A 16,501-nucleotide genomic window follows, 5' to 3' on the forward strand; every position below is an offset into this window, starting at 1 on the left:
CTGACCAGGGCCTGAACAGAACCACCGATCGCCGTTGAGCCGGGGCTCCGGGCACTGTACGTGCCCGGAGCCCCGGCTTTTCTGCCTGACTCGGCCCGCATCGGGCTGTGTTCACCCAGATAACGAATGGCACCGTTGCCATCTCGTTAAGGATTTACTTCTTGACGCCATGCGGGCGGCCGAGTTGACTGCCAGCCACCTCGGCCGCAATGACGCGGCCTCGTCAGGGAGGTCACCCCCACCATGAACGCAACGATGCGTCGCGTCGTCGTCGCCACGGCCGCCGTCTCCATGGCCGTCTCCCTCGCCGCTTGTGGCTCCGCCAAGGAAGCAGACAAGAGCAACGACGACAAAGAGAAAAAGAAGACCGGCCCGCTCACCATCGGCCTGCTCCTGCCGGAAGACCAGACCGCCAGATACGAGGCGATGGACCACCCCCTGATCGAGAAGGAGATCAAGGCGGGCTGTGCGGACTGCAAGATCGTGTATGCCAACGCCAAGTCGGACACCTCGGTGCAGCAGCAGCAGGTCGACTCGATGATCACCAAGAAGGTGGACGTGATCATCCTCGACTCGGTGGACTCCAGGGCCATCTCCAGCTCGGTCAAGAAGGCCGACGAGGCCGGAATCCCGGTCGTCGCCTACGACCGGCTCGCCGAGGGCCCGGTCTCCGGATACACCTCGTTCGACAACGAGACGGTCGGCAAGGTGCAGGGCGAGGCGCTGCTCAAGGCGCTCGGCAGCAAGGCCAAGTCCGGCAAGGTCGTCATGCTCAACGGCTGGGAGGCCGACCCGAACGCGGCCATGTTCAAGAAGGGCGCGCTGTCGGTTCTGGAGGGCAAGGTCGACATCGCCAAGAAGTACGACATCGACCGCTGGCTGGCGGATGAGGCCAACAAGGCCATGACCGGTGCGATCAACTCCCTTGGCAAGGACAAGATCATAGGTGTCTACTCGGCCAACGACACCATGGCGGGCGGTGCGATCGCCGCGCTCAAGCAGGGCGGCGTCGACCCGCTGCCCCCGGTCACCGGGCAGGACGCGGAACTCGCGGGCGTCCAGCGGGTCCTGGCGGGCACGCAGTACATGAGCGTGTACAAGCCCTACGGCCAGGAGGCGGCGGCCGCAGCGAAGATGGCCCTCGCGCTCGGCCGCGGTGAGAAGGTCCCCGCCGAGACCACGGCCGACAGCCCGACCAAGAAGGGGATCCCGGCGACGCTGATCCCGCCGGTGTCGATGACCAAGGACAACATCAAGGACACCGTGGTCAAGGACGGCCTGTACAAGGTCTCCGCCATCTGCACGGCCAAGTTCAAGGCCGCGTGCGACGAACTCGGCATCAAGTAGTGCGCCACCGGCCGCCCGTGGCTCACGGGCGGCCGCCCCTGCTGTCGACACCACCCCCCTGTCGAGGTGAGAGAGCGCTCTCCCACCTCCGCTACACCGCAGGGGTCCGCCCCTGCTCAGATCGGAGATGGCCATCGTGCCGAACGAACCCGTGTTGGCGTTGCGCGGGATCTCCAAGCGGTTCGGCGCCGTCCAGGCGCTGACGGACATACATCTGGAGGTCCGTGCCGGTGAAGTGGTCGCCCTGGTCGGCGACAACGGCGCCGGCAAGTCGACCCTCGTCAAGGCGATCGCCGGAGTCGGCCCCGCCGACGAGGGCGTCGTCGAGTGGGAGGGCAGGCCGGTCCAGGTCAGCCGCCCGCACGACGCCCAGGAGCTGGGCATCGCGACCGTGTACCAGGACCTCGCCCTGTGCGACAACATCGACGTGGTCGGCAATCTCTTCCTCGGCCGCGAGATCCTGCGCGCCGGGGTGCTCGACGAGGTCGAGATGGAGCGCCGCTCCCGCGAGCTGCTGGAGACCCTGTCCATCCGGATCCCCAGCGTGCGGATCCCCATCGCCTCGCTGTCCGGCGGCCAGCGGCAGACCGTCGCCATCGCCCGCTCGATGCTCGGCGAGCCCAAGCTGGTCATCCTCGACGAGCCGACCGCGGCCCTGGGCGTCGAGCAGACCGCGCAGGTCCTCGACCTGGTCGAGCGGCTGCGCGAGCGCGGCCTGGCGGTGATCCTCATCAGCCACAACATGGCCGACGTCAAGGCCGTGGCGGACCGGGTCGCGGTGCTGCGGCTCGGCCGTAACAACGGCACCTTCGATGTGCAGACCACCTCTCAAGAAGAGATCATCTCCGCCATCACCGGCGCCACGGAGAACGCCGTGACCCGCCGCAAGGCGCGTAACGCGGAGGTCGCCAAGTGACCACCAAGACCGACGAGACCAATGGCGGCGACACCGAGGACGCGGTCCCGGTCGCCAAGGACGCGGTCGCCGCGGTCGACCCCCGGCTGCTGGTGCGCCAGGAGGGCTTCAAGGGCTACCTCCAGGAGTTCGGCCGCAAGCTGCGCAGCGGTGAGCTGGGCGCGCTCCCCGTCATCGTGGGCATCGCCGTCATCTGGGTGGTCTACCAGGTGAAGGACGACGCCTTCCTCTCGCCCAAGAACCTCTCCGACCTGTCGATCCTGATCGTCGGCACCGGCCTGATCTCGGTCGGCATCGTCTTCGTGCTGCTGCTCGGTGAGATCGACCTGTCCGTCGGCTCGCTCAGCGGTCTGGCCGCGAGCACCATGGCGGTGCTCAACATCAGGCACGGCGTGCCCGAGGTGCTCGCCGTGGTCATCGCGCTGGCCCTCGGTGCCGCCCTGGGCGCGCTGCACGGCTTCTTCTTCGCCAAGATCGGCGTCCCGGCCTTCGTGGTCACCCTCGCCGGTCTGCTGGCCTGGAACGGGCTGATGCTCCAGGTGCTGGGCACCACCGGCACCCTCGACCTCGACGACGACGGCTTTGTGCAGACCCTGTCCAGCCACTACTTCTCACAGCTGATCGCCGCGTACGGGGCGGCCACGGCCGCCGTGGCCGCGTTCTTCCTGGCCCAGTTCCTGGGCGCGCGGCGCCGCAAGGCGGCCGGCATCCCCTCCCGGCCGCTGAGCGAGATTCTGGTGCGCACCGCGGTGCTGGCCGTCATCGCCTACGCCGCGGCCTGGCGGCTCAACGAGTACAAGGGCCTGCCGCTGGCGCTCGTGATCTTCGTGGTGGTGCTGCTCGCCCTCGACTTCGTGGTGCGCCGCACGTCGTACGGGCGCAAGGTGATCGCGCTGGGCGGCAACGTCGAGGCGTCCCGCCGCGCGGGCATCAATGTGGATCTGGTGCGGATCTCGGTGTACGCCCTGTCCGGGCTGATGGCGGCGTTCGGCGGAATCATGATCGCCTCCCGGATCGGTTCCGCGAGCCAGCAGGCCGGCACCGGCAATCTGCTCATGGAGGCGATCGCCGCCGCGGTCATCGGCGGCACCAGCCTCTTCGGCGGCCGCGGCTCGGTCTGGTCGGCGCTGCTGGGCATGCTGGTCATCGGCTCCATCGCGTCCGGCATGGCGCTGCTGGGCGTCGCCAACTCCGTGCAGTACATGATCACCGGTGCGGTGCTGCTGGCCGCGGTCGTGATCGACTCGGTGTCGCGGAGGACCCAGCGCTCGGCGGGGCGCGGCTGATCGGACCCGCGCCGTATCCGCTGTGCCCAACCTCACGTACCCGGCATCGCCTCGCGCAGGCGGTGCCGGGTACCGGTGTTCTGCCGCCGAACGCGTGACGTGGATCGCGGGGACCCGGCCATCGCCGGTGGGACGGAACATTAGACTCAGGCGGACCCGCAAGGCTCGACCAGCACAAGAGCAAAGACGCACGACGGCAAACTCGACAGCAAGGAGGCACGGGTGCTGCTGACCCACATCAGGGGACCGCGTGATCTGGACCGGCTCACTCCGGAGCAGCTGGACCAGCTGGCCGCGGAGATCCGCACCTTCCTCGTCGACGCCGTCTCCAAGACCGGTGGCCATCTGGGCCCCAACCTCGGTGTGGTGGAGCTCACCATCGCCCTGCACCGGGTCTTCGACTCGCCCCGGGACAAGGTGCTCCTGGACACCGGCCACCAGTCCTACGTCCATAAACTCCTCACCGGCCGCCAGGACTTCTCCAAGCTCAAGGGCAAGGGCGGGCTGTCCGGCTACCCCTCGCGTGCCGAGTCCGAGCACGACGTCATCGAGAACAGCCACGCCTCCACCGTGCTGGGCTGGGCCGAGGGCCTCGCCAAGGCCAATGAGCTGCTGGGCAAGCAGGACCGGGTGGTCGCGGTCATCGGTGACGGCGCGCTGACCGGCGGCATGGCCTGGGAGGCGCTGAACAACATCGCCGCCGCCAAGAACCGCCCGCTCGTCATCGTGGTGAACGACAACGAGTGGTCGTACTCGCCGACGATCGGCGGTCTGGCGAACCACCTGGCCACGCTCCGCACCACCGACGGCTATGAGCGCTTCCTCGCCCGCGGCAAGGACCTCCTGGAGCGCACTCCGGTCGTCGGCCGGCCGCTGTACGAGACGCTGCACGGCGCCAAGAAGGGGCTGAAGGACTTCATCGCCCCGCAGGGCATGTTCGAGGACCTGGGGCTGAAGTACGTCGGCCCGATCGACGGCCATGACATCGAGGCGCTGGAGTCCGCGTTCCAGCGGGCGAAGCGTTTCGGCGGCCCGGTCATCGTGCACTGCCTCACCGAGAAGGGCCGCGGCTACACCCCGGCCGAGCAGGACGAGACCGACCGCTTCCACGGCATCGGCCCGATCCACCCCGACACCGGGCTGCCGATCTCCGCGGGCGGTGCCGACTGGACCTCGGTCTTCGGCGAGGAGATGGTCAAGCTCGGCGAGGAGCGCGAGGACATCGTCGCGATCACCGCGGCGATGCTGCACCCGGTGGGCCTCACCGAGTTCGCCAAGCGCTTCCCGGAGCGGGTCTTCGACGTCGGCATCGCCGAGCAGCACGGAGCGGTCTCGGCCGCGGGCCTGGCGACCGGCGGGCTGCACCCGGTCTTCGCGGTGTACGCCACGTTCCTCAACCGCGCCTTCGACCAGGTCCTGATGGATGTGGCGCTGCACAAGTGCGGGGTGACCTTCGTCCTCGACCGGGCCGGGATCACCGGCACCGACGGCGCCTCGCACAACGGCATGTGGGACATGTCCATCCTCCAGGTCGTCCCGGGGCTGCGGATCGCCGCCCCGCGCGACGCCGACCAGGTCCGCGCCCAGCTGCGCGAGGCCGTGGAGGTGGACGACGCCCCGACGGTGGTGCGCTACTCCAAGGGTGCGGTCGGCCCGGCGGTCCGGGCGGTGGGCCGGATCGGCGGCATGGACGTGCTGCGCGAGCCCGCCCCGGCGGACGCGGACCGGCCGGATGTGCTGCTGGTCTCGGTCGGCGCGCTGGCGCCGATGTGTCTGGAGGTCGCCGACCTTCTCGACAAACAGGGCATTTCCGCCACGGTGGTGGACCCGCGCTGGGTCAAGCCGGTGGACGAGGAGCTGCCCGCGCTCGCCGAGCGCCACCGCGTGGTGGTCACCGTCGAGGACAACATCCGGGTGGGCGGTGTGGGCTCCGCCGTCGCGCAGGCGCTGCGCGACTCCGGGGTGGACATGCCGCTGCGCGACTTCGGCATCCCGCCGCGCTTCCTCCAGCACGCCTCCCGCAAGGAGGTCATGGCGGAGATCGGGCTGACCGCCCCGGACATCGCCCGCCAGATCACCGGCCTGGTCTCCAGGATCGGCGGACGATACGAAGACAAGTCCGTCGAGTCGGCCCCGGCGGCCGAGCCGGCGGGCACGGGCGCCGCGTCGCAGGCCTCCACCGCGGCCGAGCCCGTACGGGACTGACCTCCGCGCTTCCGGGCCGGGCCGGCCGGGGCCGCCGCGCGACACGCGCGGTGCTCCGACCGGCCCAGTGCTTTTCCCACCGCTCCGCCCCCATCGGGTGAATCGGCCATGCCCGAGAGTGTGCACACATCCCGCATGCCCGGTTGGCAGAACGATGGCGCGCACGGGCAGGCGTGGAGGTGGCGCGGTGAGCGTGAGAGAACCCAGCGGCGGGGGCGCCGGAGGCAGGGGCGCCGGAGGCAGGGGCCGGGGCGGTCTGTTCAGAACGAAGTCCGTCGAGCAGTCCATCCAGGACACCGAGGAGCCCGAGCACGCCCTGACCAGGACGCTCTCCGCCCTCGACCTGACCGTCTTCGGCGTCGGCGTGATCATCGGCACCGGCATCTTCGTGCTGACCGGGGCCGTGGCCAAGCAGCAGGCGGGGCCCGCGACCGCGCTGGCCTTCGTGGCCGCCGGGATCGCCTGCGCGCTGGCCGCGCTCTGCTACGCCGAGTTCGCCTCCACGGTGCCGGTGGCCGGGTCCGCGTACACCTTCTCGTACGCCTCGCTGGGCGAGCTGCCCGCCTGGATCATCGGCTGGGACCTGGTCCTGGAATTCGCCCTGGCCACCGCCGTGGTGGCGGTCGGCTGGTCCGGCTATGTGCGCTCGCTGCTCGACAACGCCGGATGGCAGCTGCCGGCCGTGCTGTCCGGCCCCGATGTGGCGCACGGCTTCACCTTCGACATCCTCGCGGCTCTGCTGGTGCTGCTGCTCACCGGGATCCTGGTGCTGGGCATGAAGCTGTCCGCGCGCGTCACGACGGTCGTGGTGGCGATCAAGGTGACCGTGGTGCTGCTGGTCATCATCGCCGGATCCTTCTTCATCAAGGCCGAGAACTACCACCCCTTCATCCCCGAGCCCCAGGTCACGGCCGCCACGTCCGGGCTCAAGGCCCCGCTGATCCAGCTGATGTCCGGGTATCAGCCGACGGCCTACGGGGTGCAGGGCATCTTCACCGCCGCCGCCGTGGTCTTCTTCGCCTTCATCGGCTTCGACATCGTGGCCACCACGGCCGAGGAGACCAGAAACCCGCAGCGCGACATGCCGCGCGGCATCCTCGGCTCGCTCCTCATCTGCACCGTGCTCTATGTCGCGGTGTCCGTGGTGGTCACCGGCATGCAGAAGTACACCCAGCTGTCGGTGGACGCCCCGCTGGCCGACGCCTTCAAGGCCACCGGACACCCTTTCTACGCGGGGCTCATCAGCTTCGGCGCGGTGATCGGGCTCACCACCGTGTGTCTGATCCTGCTGCTCGGGCAGACCCGGGTCTTCTTCGCGATGAGCCGCGACGGGCTGCTGCCCAGGGTCTTCTCCAAGGTGCACCCGAGGTACGCCACGCCGTACCGCTCGACGATCCTGCTCGGTGTGGTCATCGCCGTCGTCGCCGGGTTCACCAGCATCTCCCAGCTGGCGGCGCTGGTGAACATCGGCACGCTCTTCGCCTTCGTCGTGGTCGCGCTCGGCGTCATCGTCCTGCGCCGCACCCGCCCCGACCTGCCCCGCGCCTTCCGCGCCCCCTGGGTGCCGGTGCTGCCGATCGCCTCGGTCGCCGCCTCGCTGTGGCTGATGCTGAACCTCCCCGCGGAGACCTGGGTGCGGTTCGCGGTGTGGATGGCGATCGGCTTCGTCGTCTACTTCCTCTACGGTCGCGGCCACAGCAGGCTGGCGGCCCGCCCGGAGCGGCGCTGAGGCGCCGCCCAGGCCGGGCCGCCGTGGGCTATGCGGTGAGGCGCTCCTGGAGGTCGGCCACCACGGTGTCCGCCGCCATCACGCCGAGGCCGAGGTACCAGGTCTCGTCCGGGACGTCGGACGCGTGGCCGTTCTTGACCGCCTTGAGGTTCTTCCACAGCGGGTTGCCCTGCGCCTTGGTGCGGTCCGTGGCCTTCGGGTCGCCGTAGACGCCGGTGAAGATGTAGTCGGCGTCGGCCTGGTCGATGTTCTCGGCGCTGATCTCGGCGGCGAGGTCCTCGATGTCCTGGTTCTTCGGCCGCGGAATGTGCGCGTCCTTCAGGATCGTGCCGATGAACGAGGCGTTCGCGTAGAGGCGGGTCACCCCGTCGGGCATGAAGCGCACCATCGAGACGGTCGGCTTCTTGTCGCCGAGCTTCTCGTCCAGCGCCTTGATCTTCTTGTCGTAGTCGGCGAGCTTCGCCTTGGCCTCGGCGGTCTTGTCCAGGGCCGAGGCGTTGAGGAGGTAGTTCTGCTTCCAGGTGAAGCCGGGGCGGATGGAGAAGACGGTCGGCGCGATCTTCGACAGCTCGTCGTACTTGTCGGCGGCGCGCAGCTGGCTGCCGAGGATCAGATCGGGCTTGAGCCCGGCGATCGCCTCGAGGTTGAGGTTGTTGATGGTGCCCACGTTCTTCGGGCTGCCCGCCTCCTTCTTCAGGTAGGACGGCAGCTCCGGAGAGCCTTCGGTGGGCGCCAGGCCGACCGGCTTGATGCCGAGCGACACCACGTTGTCGAGCTCGCCGACGTCCAGCACCACCACCCGCTTCGGCTGGGCCTTGAGCTCGGTCTTGCCCATGGCGTGGTCGATGGTGCGCGGCCACTGGCCGGGCCCCGCGTCGGTGCCCATGGCGGCGGTCTTCTCGGCCGCGCTCGCGAAGTCCTTGCCGTCCTTGGACACGGACTTCTTGTCGCCCTGCCCGCCGCTCCCTTCCTTGTCGCCGTCGGAGGAGCTGCCGCAGGCCGCGAGGGACAGCGCGGCGGCGAAGGCGAGGGCGACGGCGGCGGTACCGCGGCGTCGAGAGGACATGGCAGGGCTCCTGTCACAGGCAGTTCTTAGGCGAGGCTTACCTTATGTTGCGTGCGGGCGCGGCGGTAGCACCACCCCTGTCACCACCGGCCCCGGCCGCCGCCCACGGGGCGCCCGGGACCACCAGCGGGTCGCCCGTCACCGGGTCCGGCACGACGACCGAGGCGAGCCCGAAGACCTCCTGGACCAGATCGGCCGTGACGATGTCGCCCGGCGGGCCCTGCGCCACGATCCGGCCGCCCCGCATGGCGATCAGGTGGTCGGCGTAGCGCGCCGCCTGGTTCAGGTCGTGCAGCACCGCGACCACGGTGCGGCCGCGGTCCTGGTTGAGCTGCCGGACCAGGTCGAGCACCTCCACCTGGTGGGCGATGTCCAGGTAGGTCGTCGGCTCGTCGAGCAGCAGCAGATCGGTGTCCTGGGCCAGGGCCATGGCGATCCACACCCGCTGCCGCTGACCGCCGGAGAGCTCGTCCACCGGCCGCTCCGCGAGCTCGGCGGTCCCGGTGCGCTCCATCGCCTCGCCGACGGCCCGCTCGTCGTCCTCCGACCACTGCTGCCACCACTTCTGGTGCGGCTGCCGCCCCCGCGAGACCAGATCCGCCACCGTGATCCCCTCCGGCGGCACGGGGGTCTGCGGCAACAGCCCGATGGCCTGGGCGATCCGCTTGGTGGGCAGGCGGGACAGCTCGGTGCCGTCCAGCAGCACGGCGCCGCCGCGCGGCTTGAGCAGCCGGCCCAGCGCGCGCAGCAGGGTGGACTTGCCGCAGGCGTTGGGGCCGACGATCACCGTGACCTTCCCGTGCGGGATCTCCAGGTCGAGGCCGTCGACGACCGTGCGGTCCTCGTACGCGAGGGTCAGCTCCCGCGCGGTCAGGCGGTTGTCGGTCACGCGGTGCCTCCGGAACGGCTACGGGTGCGGATGAGCAGCCACATCAGATACGGGGCGCCCACCAGGGCGGTGAACACCCCGACCGGCAGCTCGGTCGGGGAGAAGAGCCGGCGGGCCAGCAGATCCGCGACGACCACGACCAGCGCCCCGGTCAGCGCGGAACACAGCAGCGGGGGCTGCTCGGTGCGGGCGACCCGGCGCGCGATCTGCGGGGCCAGCAGCGCCACGAAGTCGACCGGGCCCGCGGCGCCGGTGGCGACGGACGCGAGCACCACCCCGAGGGCGCTCAGCCCCAGCCGGACCCGGTCCAGCCGGATGCCGAGCGCGGTGGCCGTGTCGTCGTCCAGCGACACCCCGCGCCGTGCGCGGGCCGCCCACAGCAGCGGCACCACCAGGAGCAGCAGCACGGTCGCCAGCGGCGCGGCCTGGTCGTAACCGCGGCCGTTGAGCGAGCCGGTGAGCCAGACCTTGGCCTGCTGGGCCACCAGATAGTCGCCCTTGGTGAGGAACAGCCGGGACAGCGAGCCCAGGGCCACCGAGATGCCGATGCCGATGAGGACGAAGCGGGAGGCGCTCAGCCCCTTGCGCCAGGCGAAGACGTAGACCAGCGCGGCGGCCGCGAGACCGCCGCCGATCGACACATACGGCAGGGCGGTGTACGAGGTGAGGCCGAAGGTCATGGCGGCGACCGTGGCGGCGCCCGCGCCGTGCGTCACCCCGATGACGTCGGGGCTGGCGAGCGGGTTGCGGGCCATGGTCTGGATCAGCGCGCCGGACAGCCCGAAGGCCACGCCGACCAGCAGCCCGGTCACCAGGCGCGGCAGCCGCAGGGTGCCCACCACCAGCTCGTCCGGGCTCGGCTGCCCCAGCAGCACCCGGACCACTTCGGAGGGCGGGACGAACGACTCGCCGACGCACAGCGAAGCCACGACGGCCGCGGCCAGCGCGGCGGCGAGGACGACGGCCGCCACGACGGCCCTGCGGTGGACGAGGAAGCTGCCCCGCCCGGCCCTGACCACGCGGTACCCGGCGGTGCGGGTGGTGGAGCTCACGCGTCCTCCCCCCGCTCAGTCCCGGCGCGCTCCGACGCGCGGGCTTCCCTCGTCACTGCTCGCTCCTCCGTCGCTGCGCGGCTCCTCAGTCCAGCCCGCGCAGCGCGCCAAGACACGCTCACGCTGCCGCCACCGCCTTCCTGCGGACCAGGGCGATCAGGAACGGCACGCCCGCCAGGGCGGTCATCACGGACACCGGCACCTCCGAGGGCGGGAAGACGATACGGCCGATGACGTCCGAGGTGAGGATCATCACCGGGCCGAGCAGCGCGGCCATGGGCAGCAGCCAGCGGTGGGCGGTGCCGACGAGGGCGCGGGCGATATGCGGAACGGCCAGGCCGGTGAAGGCGATGGGCCCGGCGGCGGCAACCGCGACGCCGGTCAGCACGGTCGCCCCCACGGTGCCGGTCATACGCAGCAGCGCGACATTGCGGCCGAGCCCCCGGGCGACGTCGTCGCCGAGAGCCAGCGCGTCGAGCCCGCGGGCCATGGCCAGCACCAGCAGCAGCCCGGCGGCCAGGAACGGCCAGGTCTGTCCGACGATCGTGGCGTCCCGCCCGCTGAGCGAGCCCACGTCCCAGAAGCGGAACTCGTCCAGGACCCGGGCGTTGGTGGTGACGATCGCGGAGACCACCGAGGCGATGAAGGCGTTCATCGCGGCACCGGCCAGGGCGAGTTTGACCGGGGACGCGCCCCCGCGGCCGCTGCTGGCCACCGCGTAGGCGCAGACCGCCGCGAGCGCCGCGCCCGCGAACGCGAACCACACATATCCGGTCAGCGGGTGCACCCCGAAGAACGCGATCGCACAGACCACGCCCAGCGAGGCGCCCTGGCTGATGCCCAGGATCCCGGGCTCGGCGATCGGGTTGCGGGTGATCCCCTGGAGCACGGTGCCGGCCACGGCGAGGGCGACGCCGACCATGATGCCGATGACGGTGCGCGGCACCCGCAGGGCCCGTACGACTTGGGCGTTGTCGCTGGTGCCGCCGTGCACCAGGGCGTCGTAGACCTCGCTGAGGGCGATCTGGCGGCTGCCGACCGCGAGGCTGAGCGCCACGGCGGCCAGGAGCAGCAACGCCGCCGCGGTTATCCAGCCGACGCGACGGCGCGCGACTCCCGACATTCGCCTTCTCTCTTCCGTCTCTCTCTTCCGTACGCAAAGCCTTCTCGCCCCGCCGGGCCGAAATCTGCCCTTAGCCAAGGCTTGCCTAAGAGTACGTGGGGCGGGCGGGCGGCTCAGTCGGCGGGGCGGACCGCGCGCGGGCCCGTGACCTCCGCCCCGAGCGCCCGCACCCGCGTCCGCAGCTCCCGGTCGGCGGTCACCACCAGGCACGGCCGGCCCGGCTCGCGGTCCGCCACCACCTCCACGATCCGGTCGTCGCCGCTGCCCGGCGCCGACGCCACCCGCACCCCCGGCACGGGCGCGATGTCGCGTGCGGCGCCCTCGACCACGAGCACGAGGTCCACGGGCGGCTGTTCGGCCCACTCCGGCACGCCGGGGCGCGGCTCCAGCCCGCGCTCGGCGAGCGTGGCGAGCCGGTCCCGCAGCCGCTCGGCCGCGCCGCGCCGGTCCCGCCACCAGCCGTCGGGCACCGAACCGATCACATTCGCCGCGTCCACGACAACAAAGCCTTTCATCAGCCAGGCAAATTACTATGGGTGGTGGCGCGTCAGCACATCTGGCGCGCCGGCCCCGCGGGGCCCACCCGGGGGATCGACGTCACGGAAGGTTGCAGCGGGCCATGGCGTTGCGGTTGCTCCGCGGCAAGGACGGCAGGCTCACGGCCTACGCGCCGGTGGCGGGCGGCGTCGCCCGCTGGACCGAGGAGCGGCCCGGCGGCCCGCGGTGGACCGGGCCGCGGCTGATCAAGGTGCCCGGCCTGACCGCGCTGACCGTGACCCAGGGCGCGGACGGCTATGTCCATCTCGTGGGCCTGCGGCACCGTCAGGGCGGCGCCGACGGCCCGGACGTGGACGTCGTACACGCCACGCAGTTCCAGACCGGCCGCCCCCTGACGGCCTGGCACTCGCTCGGCACCCCGCACCCCAAGGACCGCCGCAAGGCACAGCGGACCGGCGCTCCGGCCGCGGCCGTGGACTCCTCGGGCGCCGTGCACGTCTTCGTGCGCAACGCCGGGAGCGGGGTGAGCGCGCGGCGCCAGGACGCCAAGGGCAAGTGGGGCGGGTGGACCGACCTCAAGGGCGCCGATGTGCTGGACGGCCTGTCCGCCACCGCGACCGCCGAAGGACGCGTCGAACTGCTCGCGCCCGCCGAACGCGGCGCGCTGCGCTGGCACCAGCCCGAGCCCGGCGCCGCCTACGAACGCGCCGACGACATCCCCGCCGCCCCCGAGGCCGGCTCCGCCTCCGGGCTCGCCACCGGCCGCGACACGGTCACGCACTACTGGCGCGACGCGGAGGGGCGCGGGGTGCTGGCCTGGCGGCCCGGGGCGGACGAGGCGGCGCCCCTGGGCGGCGAGACCGGCGCCGGGCCCGTCGCGGCCCTCCGTACGACCGTGGACGGCCACGACTGCACGGTGCTGGCCCACCGCGACGCCAAGAGCGGGCGGCTCGCCGTCGCCGCGCACCTGACGGAGAACGAGGCGGCGGGGGTCTGGTGGACGCCCTCGGGCGAGCCGGGCACGGGCCGGCCCGCGCTGGCGCTGGACGGCCGGGGACTGGTCGTCCTCGCCGCCCTCGCGGACGACGGCGCCCTGCTCGCGGCCCGTCAGAAGACGGACGAGCCGGGGCTGGCCCTGCGCGCGTGGGGGCGGGTGGGGGATTAGGGCGCGCCGCCCGCGCGGCTCACCTCCCGGCTCACGAGGACGCCGGCCGCCACCCGAAGGCGTGCACCCCGCGCGCCACTTCGACCTCTCGGTTCGCGGCGTTCTGTGCGACCAGCGTCCCCGTGTGGTATCCGCCCGACACCTCGACCGCCGGGGTGCCGAGCAGAGACGCCGTCTTCCCCGAGGCATGGACGTCGCGCGCCAGGATGGGCCGCTTCTCCCGCGTCTCGACCCACCGGACGTTCGTGGCGCGGTACACCCGCGTCTCACCCCAGCGGGGAATCCGCCGGCCGTCCGACGCGTACTGGTCGTCACTGCCGCAGCCGGGCTCCGAACGGAAGGCCGCGTACGCCTGGCCGTCGCGGTCGAACCAGGCCGAGACCATCCACAGGTTGCCGTCCCGGGAGGGCAGGTCCAGCCGGTCCACCCGTCCGCTGCGCTGGTCGACGAGCGCGACGTTGGAGTACTCCGCGCAGGCGCTGAGGTGTTGGTACCAGGGCACGGCGAGCCGGTCCCGCCGCGGACTGGCCGCCGCGACCTCGGGCCCGAGCCCGCTGCCGTAGAACGACTGGGCGGGCCGGGCCCTGCCCTCGCGGGTGACCTGGTAGAACGAGCCCACTCCGGGGAAGTTGCCACCGCCGTTCTCGAAGTACGAGACGGTCAGCTCACCCCGGGGTGCGGCGCCGAGGAGGTCGAGGCGGCCGCAGTAGGTCGGGCTGAAGCACTCGTCGGGCCTGGGCAGGCCCGTCACGGGCAGTGCCCGCCGCGCGCCGCCCCGGGGCGGGTAGCTCCACAGCATGGGCTGGTTCGGGTCCGTCGCGCCGTCGGAGACCAGTTCGTCCTCGCGGAAGGCGATCGTCGAGCAGCCGGAGCAGTCCCAGCTACGGACGCGGGGCGTGACGAAAGGCTGTCCACGGACCCGGCGCACCAGAAACAGTTTCCGGCCCGCGTCCTCGCCCCGCTCGGCCAGCCAGGCGAGGGAGGTGCCGTCGGACGACCAGGTGAGCTGCCGTACGCGGTATCCGCTGGGGATGGGGGCGAGTGCCTTGCTTCTGCCGTCGGTCCACACATTGACGCTGTCGGCGGTCGCGTAGGCGAGTTCGGGTGTCGCCTGTTTCCGCTGGAGGGCCTTCGCCCGGTCGATGACCGCGGACATGATTTCTGGCGCGGTCTTGACGCTGGTGTGACTGCACTCACCGAAGAGCACCGCTCGCACCGAGATGAGGGTGTCCGTGCAGGTGAGCACGTGAGGCGCGCCGGACTTGTGGGCATACGCGGTCGCCGAGGAGAGCGGCACCACTCCGTCCCCTATGGAGACGGGTTTGGAGCGCGACCCCAGTTTCATGATTTCGAGGCCCAGACGGATGTCCCCGGCCATGGCACGGACCGGCAGCTCCTCGGGCCAAGCCGGGAGCTTTCGGATTTCCGGCGAGTTCTCCTTGAGAGCCACGCCCTGCGGCGAGCGGAGCACCTCAACCGTCTCGCAAATGGTCGAGGCCAGGCCCTTGGCGAGTCCGAAACAGGCGGAGACCACCTGTTTCAGGGCCAGTTCCTGTAGTGAACCTCGGGGACCGGGAAGTCCGTCCAGGAAAGAGGCCACGGGAGAGCCTCGGAAGGGCGTGCCGATGGTGATCACCTCCGACACCTCCTGCCATATCCTGCCGCCGGGTTTGCGACTGGGCTGTGAAACCGCGTATTGCGTGGCCAGACCGCCCATCGAGTGGGCCACCACCATGACCTTGTAGCCGGAGGCGTCGGCGAGACATTCGATCGCGGTCCCCAAGGCGGGACCGATCCGTCGGTCCGTCACCCAGGCCGGCTGCGCCTGCTTGTAGTCGAAGGTCCACGCGGTGACGTGGGGCAGCTTTGCGACCTTCCGGGGGAACCAGCCTTCCGGATCGTCTCCCGGCCCGTCCCAGGTGTCGGCGCCCGCGTTGATGCCGTGGACGAAGAGGACGGGCATGGAGTTCGCGACGGTCTCGGTGTCGCTGACCTGCCCGAGCCCGCCGCCGACGCAACTGCGCGGCTCGGCGGTAGCGGTGGGCACCGCCCCGAGCAGGGTGAGCAGGAGCATCAGGGCGGCGCAGGGGACGAGGGCCCGGCAGCGGGTGGCGAGGCTCATGGGAGGACCTCCGCGAGGATGATCCGCCAGGCCCCGCCGCTGCGGGCGAATCCCAGCAGCACCCGCTGCGCAGGCTTTCCCGGCTCCTCCAGGGTGGCTTGGGCGTTGGCGATGCCGTCCTCCTCATGCCAGGTGCCGTCTTTCAGAGGGAGCTTGGCGTTCCTGGCGGTGAGCCGTCCCTCGGGCAGGGTCCGCTCCAACTCGGGCGCGAGCGCCACTCGCTGTGTCTTCTCGTCCTCGGCCACCAGGTCCCGCGCGACCCGGGCGGCCTCGGCCGGGACCGGGCCGCCGGGTTCGTATCTCAGCTCCTGCGCCGGAGGTTTCTCCGCCGAGGTGTCGCTCCGGTAGGCATGGACGGCCGCGATCGTCGCGGCGATGAGCAGCACGACACCGGCCGCGATCGTTAGTTTGCGCATGTCAGCCGCTCATCCGATGGGGTTCAGATCGCCGATCGTCCAGGCATTCACCTCGGACAGCGGCACCCGCAGAAGCCCGTATTCATCGATGGGGACGTGGGGGCCACCCGTGACGATCCGCGCCCAGGTCAGATGTATATGACTGGTCTCCGGCTCATGCCGCAGCATGTCTGCGGCGAAGTCCTTGGCGAATTCGGTCAGCGAACTCTTCTCGGACAGCAGGTTCATGTGCTGCCTGAGCCATTCATCGCGGGGGAGTATGGAGCCGGTGATGATGACTCCGCCCACCATGAGGGTGATGGGAAGCGGGGTTTCGTAGTCTTCGTCATCGGTCCGGAGGACGAGCTTTTCCAGAAGTGCGTCGTTGGACATCGTGAAATGCTCCAGGATTTCGGTCGTGTGGGATCGGCTAGCCGCGGCCGTCGCAGGCCTTGCAGTCACCGCTGCCGCGGCAGCTGTCGCACTTCCATACGCCCCGGAATCCGGAGCCGCCGCAGGTGGTGCACTTCCCGTCGCCCTTGCATCGTCGGCACATGGTGGAGTCCCTTCGGTTCCGATCTGTTCCGGCGGTGCGGACCGCGCCGCCGGAAACCACCGTGCACCGGTTTGGCCGGGCGGGCCCGGGGTGCAACGGGGCGACCCGTTGCACTGCCATGTGCACCGTCCTGACCTGGGGTCTCTCGCGTT

Annotated in this window: 14 protein-coding genes; 6 read left to right on the plus strand and 8 right to left on the minus strand. The window is 71.0% G+C overall.

The features are described from left to right. Window positions 1–243 precede the first annotated feature (243 nt). The 5 genes from ACZ4WQ_RS22105 (at window position 244) to ACZ4WQ_RS22125 (ending at window position 7,483) form a co-directional block, all read left to right on the plus strand. The gene (locus ACZ4WQ_RS22105; protein ID WP_385348231.1) at window positions 244–1,347 is read left to right on the plus strand and encodes a substrate-binding domain-containing protein; all 1,104 of its coding nucleotides are present in this window, start codon (window positions 244–246) and stop codon (window positions 1,345–1,347) included. Window positions 1,348–1,474: 127 nt separating this feature from the next. Beyond that, window positions 1,475–2,263, plus strand: coding sequence for an ATP-binding cassette domain-containing protein (locus ACZ4WQ_RS22110; RefSeq protein ID WP_311723642.1), 789 nt, complete (start codon window positions 1,475–1,477; stop codon window positions 2,261–2,263). After that, complete coding sequence (locus ACZ4WQ_RS22115) at window positions 2,260–3,549, plus strand: sugar ABC transporter permease (protein WP_398373739.1); 1,290 nt, start codon at window positions 2,260–2,262, stop codon at window positions 3,547–3,549. The genes ACZ4WQ_RS22110 and ACZ4WQ_RS22115 overlap by 4 nt, the downstream gene beginning before the upstream one ends. Window positions 3,550–3,771: 222 nt before the next feature. Beyond that, complete coding sequence (gene dxs, locus ACZ4WQ_RS22120; RefSeq protein WP_311723640.1) at window positions 3,772–5,754, plus strand: 1-deoxy-D-xylulose-5-phosphate synthase; 1,983 nt, start codon at window positions 3,772–3,774, stop codon at window positions 5,752–5,754. A 256-nt stretch (window positions 5,755–6,010) separates the two neighbouring features. Next, window positions 6,011–7,483 (plus strand): amino acid permease, encoded by a 1,473-nt coding sequence (locus ACZ4WQ_RS22125; protein ID WP_398374001.1) that lies wholly within the window; start codon window positions 6,011–6,013, stop codon window positions 7,481–7,483. 28 nt (window positions 7,484–7,511) lie between these two features. On the opposite strand, the gene ACZ4WQ_RS22130 is transcribed toward ACZ4WQ_RS22125, so the two are convergent. From ACZ4WQ_RS22130 to ACZ4WQ_RS22150, 5 genes are all read right to left on the minus strand, one after another. Further along, the gene (locus ACZ4WQ_RS22130) at window positions 7,512–8,549 is read right to left on the minus strand and encodes an ABC transporter substrate-binding protein (RefSeq protein WP_398373740.1); all 1,038 of its coding nucleotides are present in this window, start codon (window positions 8,547–8,549) and stop codon (window positions 7,512–7,514) included. A 37-nt stretch (window positions 8,550–8,586) separates the two neighbouring features. After that, window positions 8,587–9,438 (minus strand): ABC transporter ATP-binding protein, encoded by an 852-nt coding sequence (locus ACZ4WQ_RS22135; protein WP_311723637.1) that lies wholly within the window; start codon window positions 9,436–9,438, stop codon window positions 8,587–8,589. After that, window positions 9,435–10,490, minus strand: a complete 1,056-nt coding sequence (locus ACZ4WQ_RS22140) for a FecCD family ABC transporter permease (protein WP_468022344.1) — start codon at window positions 10,488–10,490, stop codon at window positions 9,435–9,437. The genes ACZ4WQ_RS22135 and ACZ4WQ_RS22140 overlap by 4 nt, the downstream gene beginning before the upstream one ends. A 118-nt stretch (window positions 10,491–10,608) precedes the next feature. Next, on the minus strand, window positions 10,609–11,613 hold the full coding sequence (locus ACZ4WQ_RS22145; RefSeq protein WP_398373741.1) for a FecCD family ABC transporter permease: 1,005 nt from the start codon (window positions 11,611–11,613) through the stop codon (window positions 10,609–10,611). Window positions 11,614–11,726: 113 nt separating this feature from the next. Then, a complete protein-coding gene (locus ACZ4WQ_RS22150; protein WP_311723634.1) occupies window positions 11,727–12,128 on the minus strand; it encodes a PIN domain-containing protein in 402 nt (133 codons plus the stop codon). Window positions 12,129–12,232: 104 nt separating this feature from the next. On the opposite strand from ACZ4WQ_RS22150, the gene ACZ4WQ_RS22155 reads away from it, so the two are divergent. Then, window positions 12,233–13,276, plus strand: coding sequence for a hypothetical protein (locus ACZ4WQ_RS22155; RefSeq protein ID WP_398373742.1), 1,044 nt, complete (start codon window positions 12,233–12,235; stop codon window positions 13,274–13,276). A 31-nt stretch (window positions 13,277–13,307) separates the two neighbouring features. On the opposite strand, the gene ACZ4WQ_RS22160 is transcribed toward ACZ4WQ_RS22155, so the two are convergent. Genes ACZ4WQ_RS22160 through ACZ4WQ_RS22170 form a run of 3 tightly spaced genes read right to left on the minus strand, consistent with a single transcriptional unit; the run spans window position 13,308 to window position 16,186 of the window. Beyond that, a complete protein-coding gene (locus tag ACZ4WQ_RS22160) occupies window positions 13,308–15,398 on the minus strand; it encodes an esterase/lipase family protein (protein ID WP_398373743.1) in 2,091 nt (696 codons plus the stop codon). Then, entirely contained in the window at window positions 15,395–15,814 is a 420-nt protein-coding gene (locus ACZ4WQ_RS22165; RefSeq protein ID WP_398373744.1) for a hypothetical protein, read from the minus strand. The genes ACZ4WQ_RS22160 and ACZ4WQ_RS22165 overlap by 4 nt, the downstream gene beginning before the upstream one ends. Window positions 15,815–15,823: 9 nt before the next feature. Continuing rightward, window positions 15,824–16,186, minus strand: coding sequence for a hypothetical protein (locus tag ACZ4WQ_RS22170; protein ID WP_311723630.1), 363 nt, complete (start codon window positions 16,184–16,186; stop codon window positions 15,824–15,826). Between the last annotated feature and the right edge of the window lie 315 nt (window positions 16,187–16,501).

This window comes from Streptomyces sp. NPDC028305, from assembly GCF_055569495.1.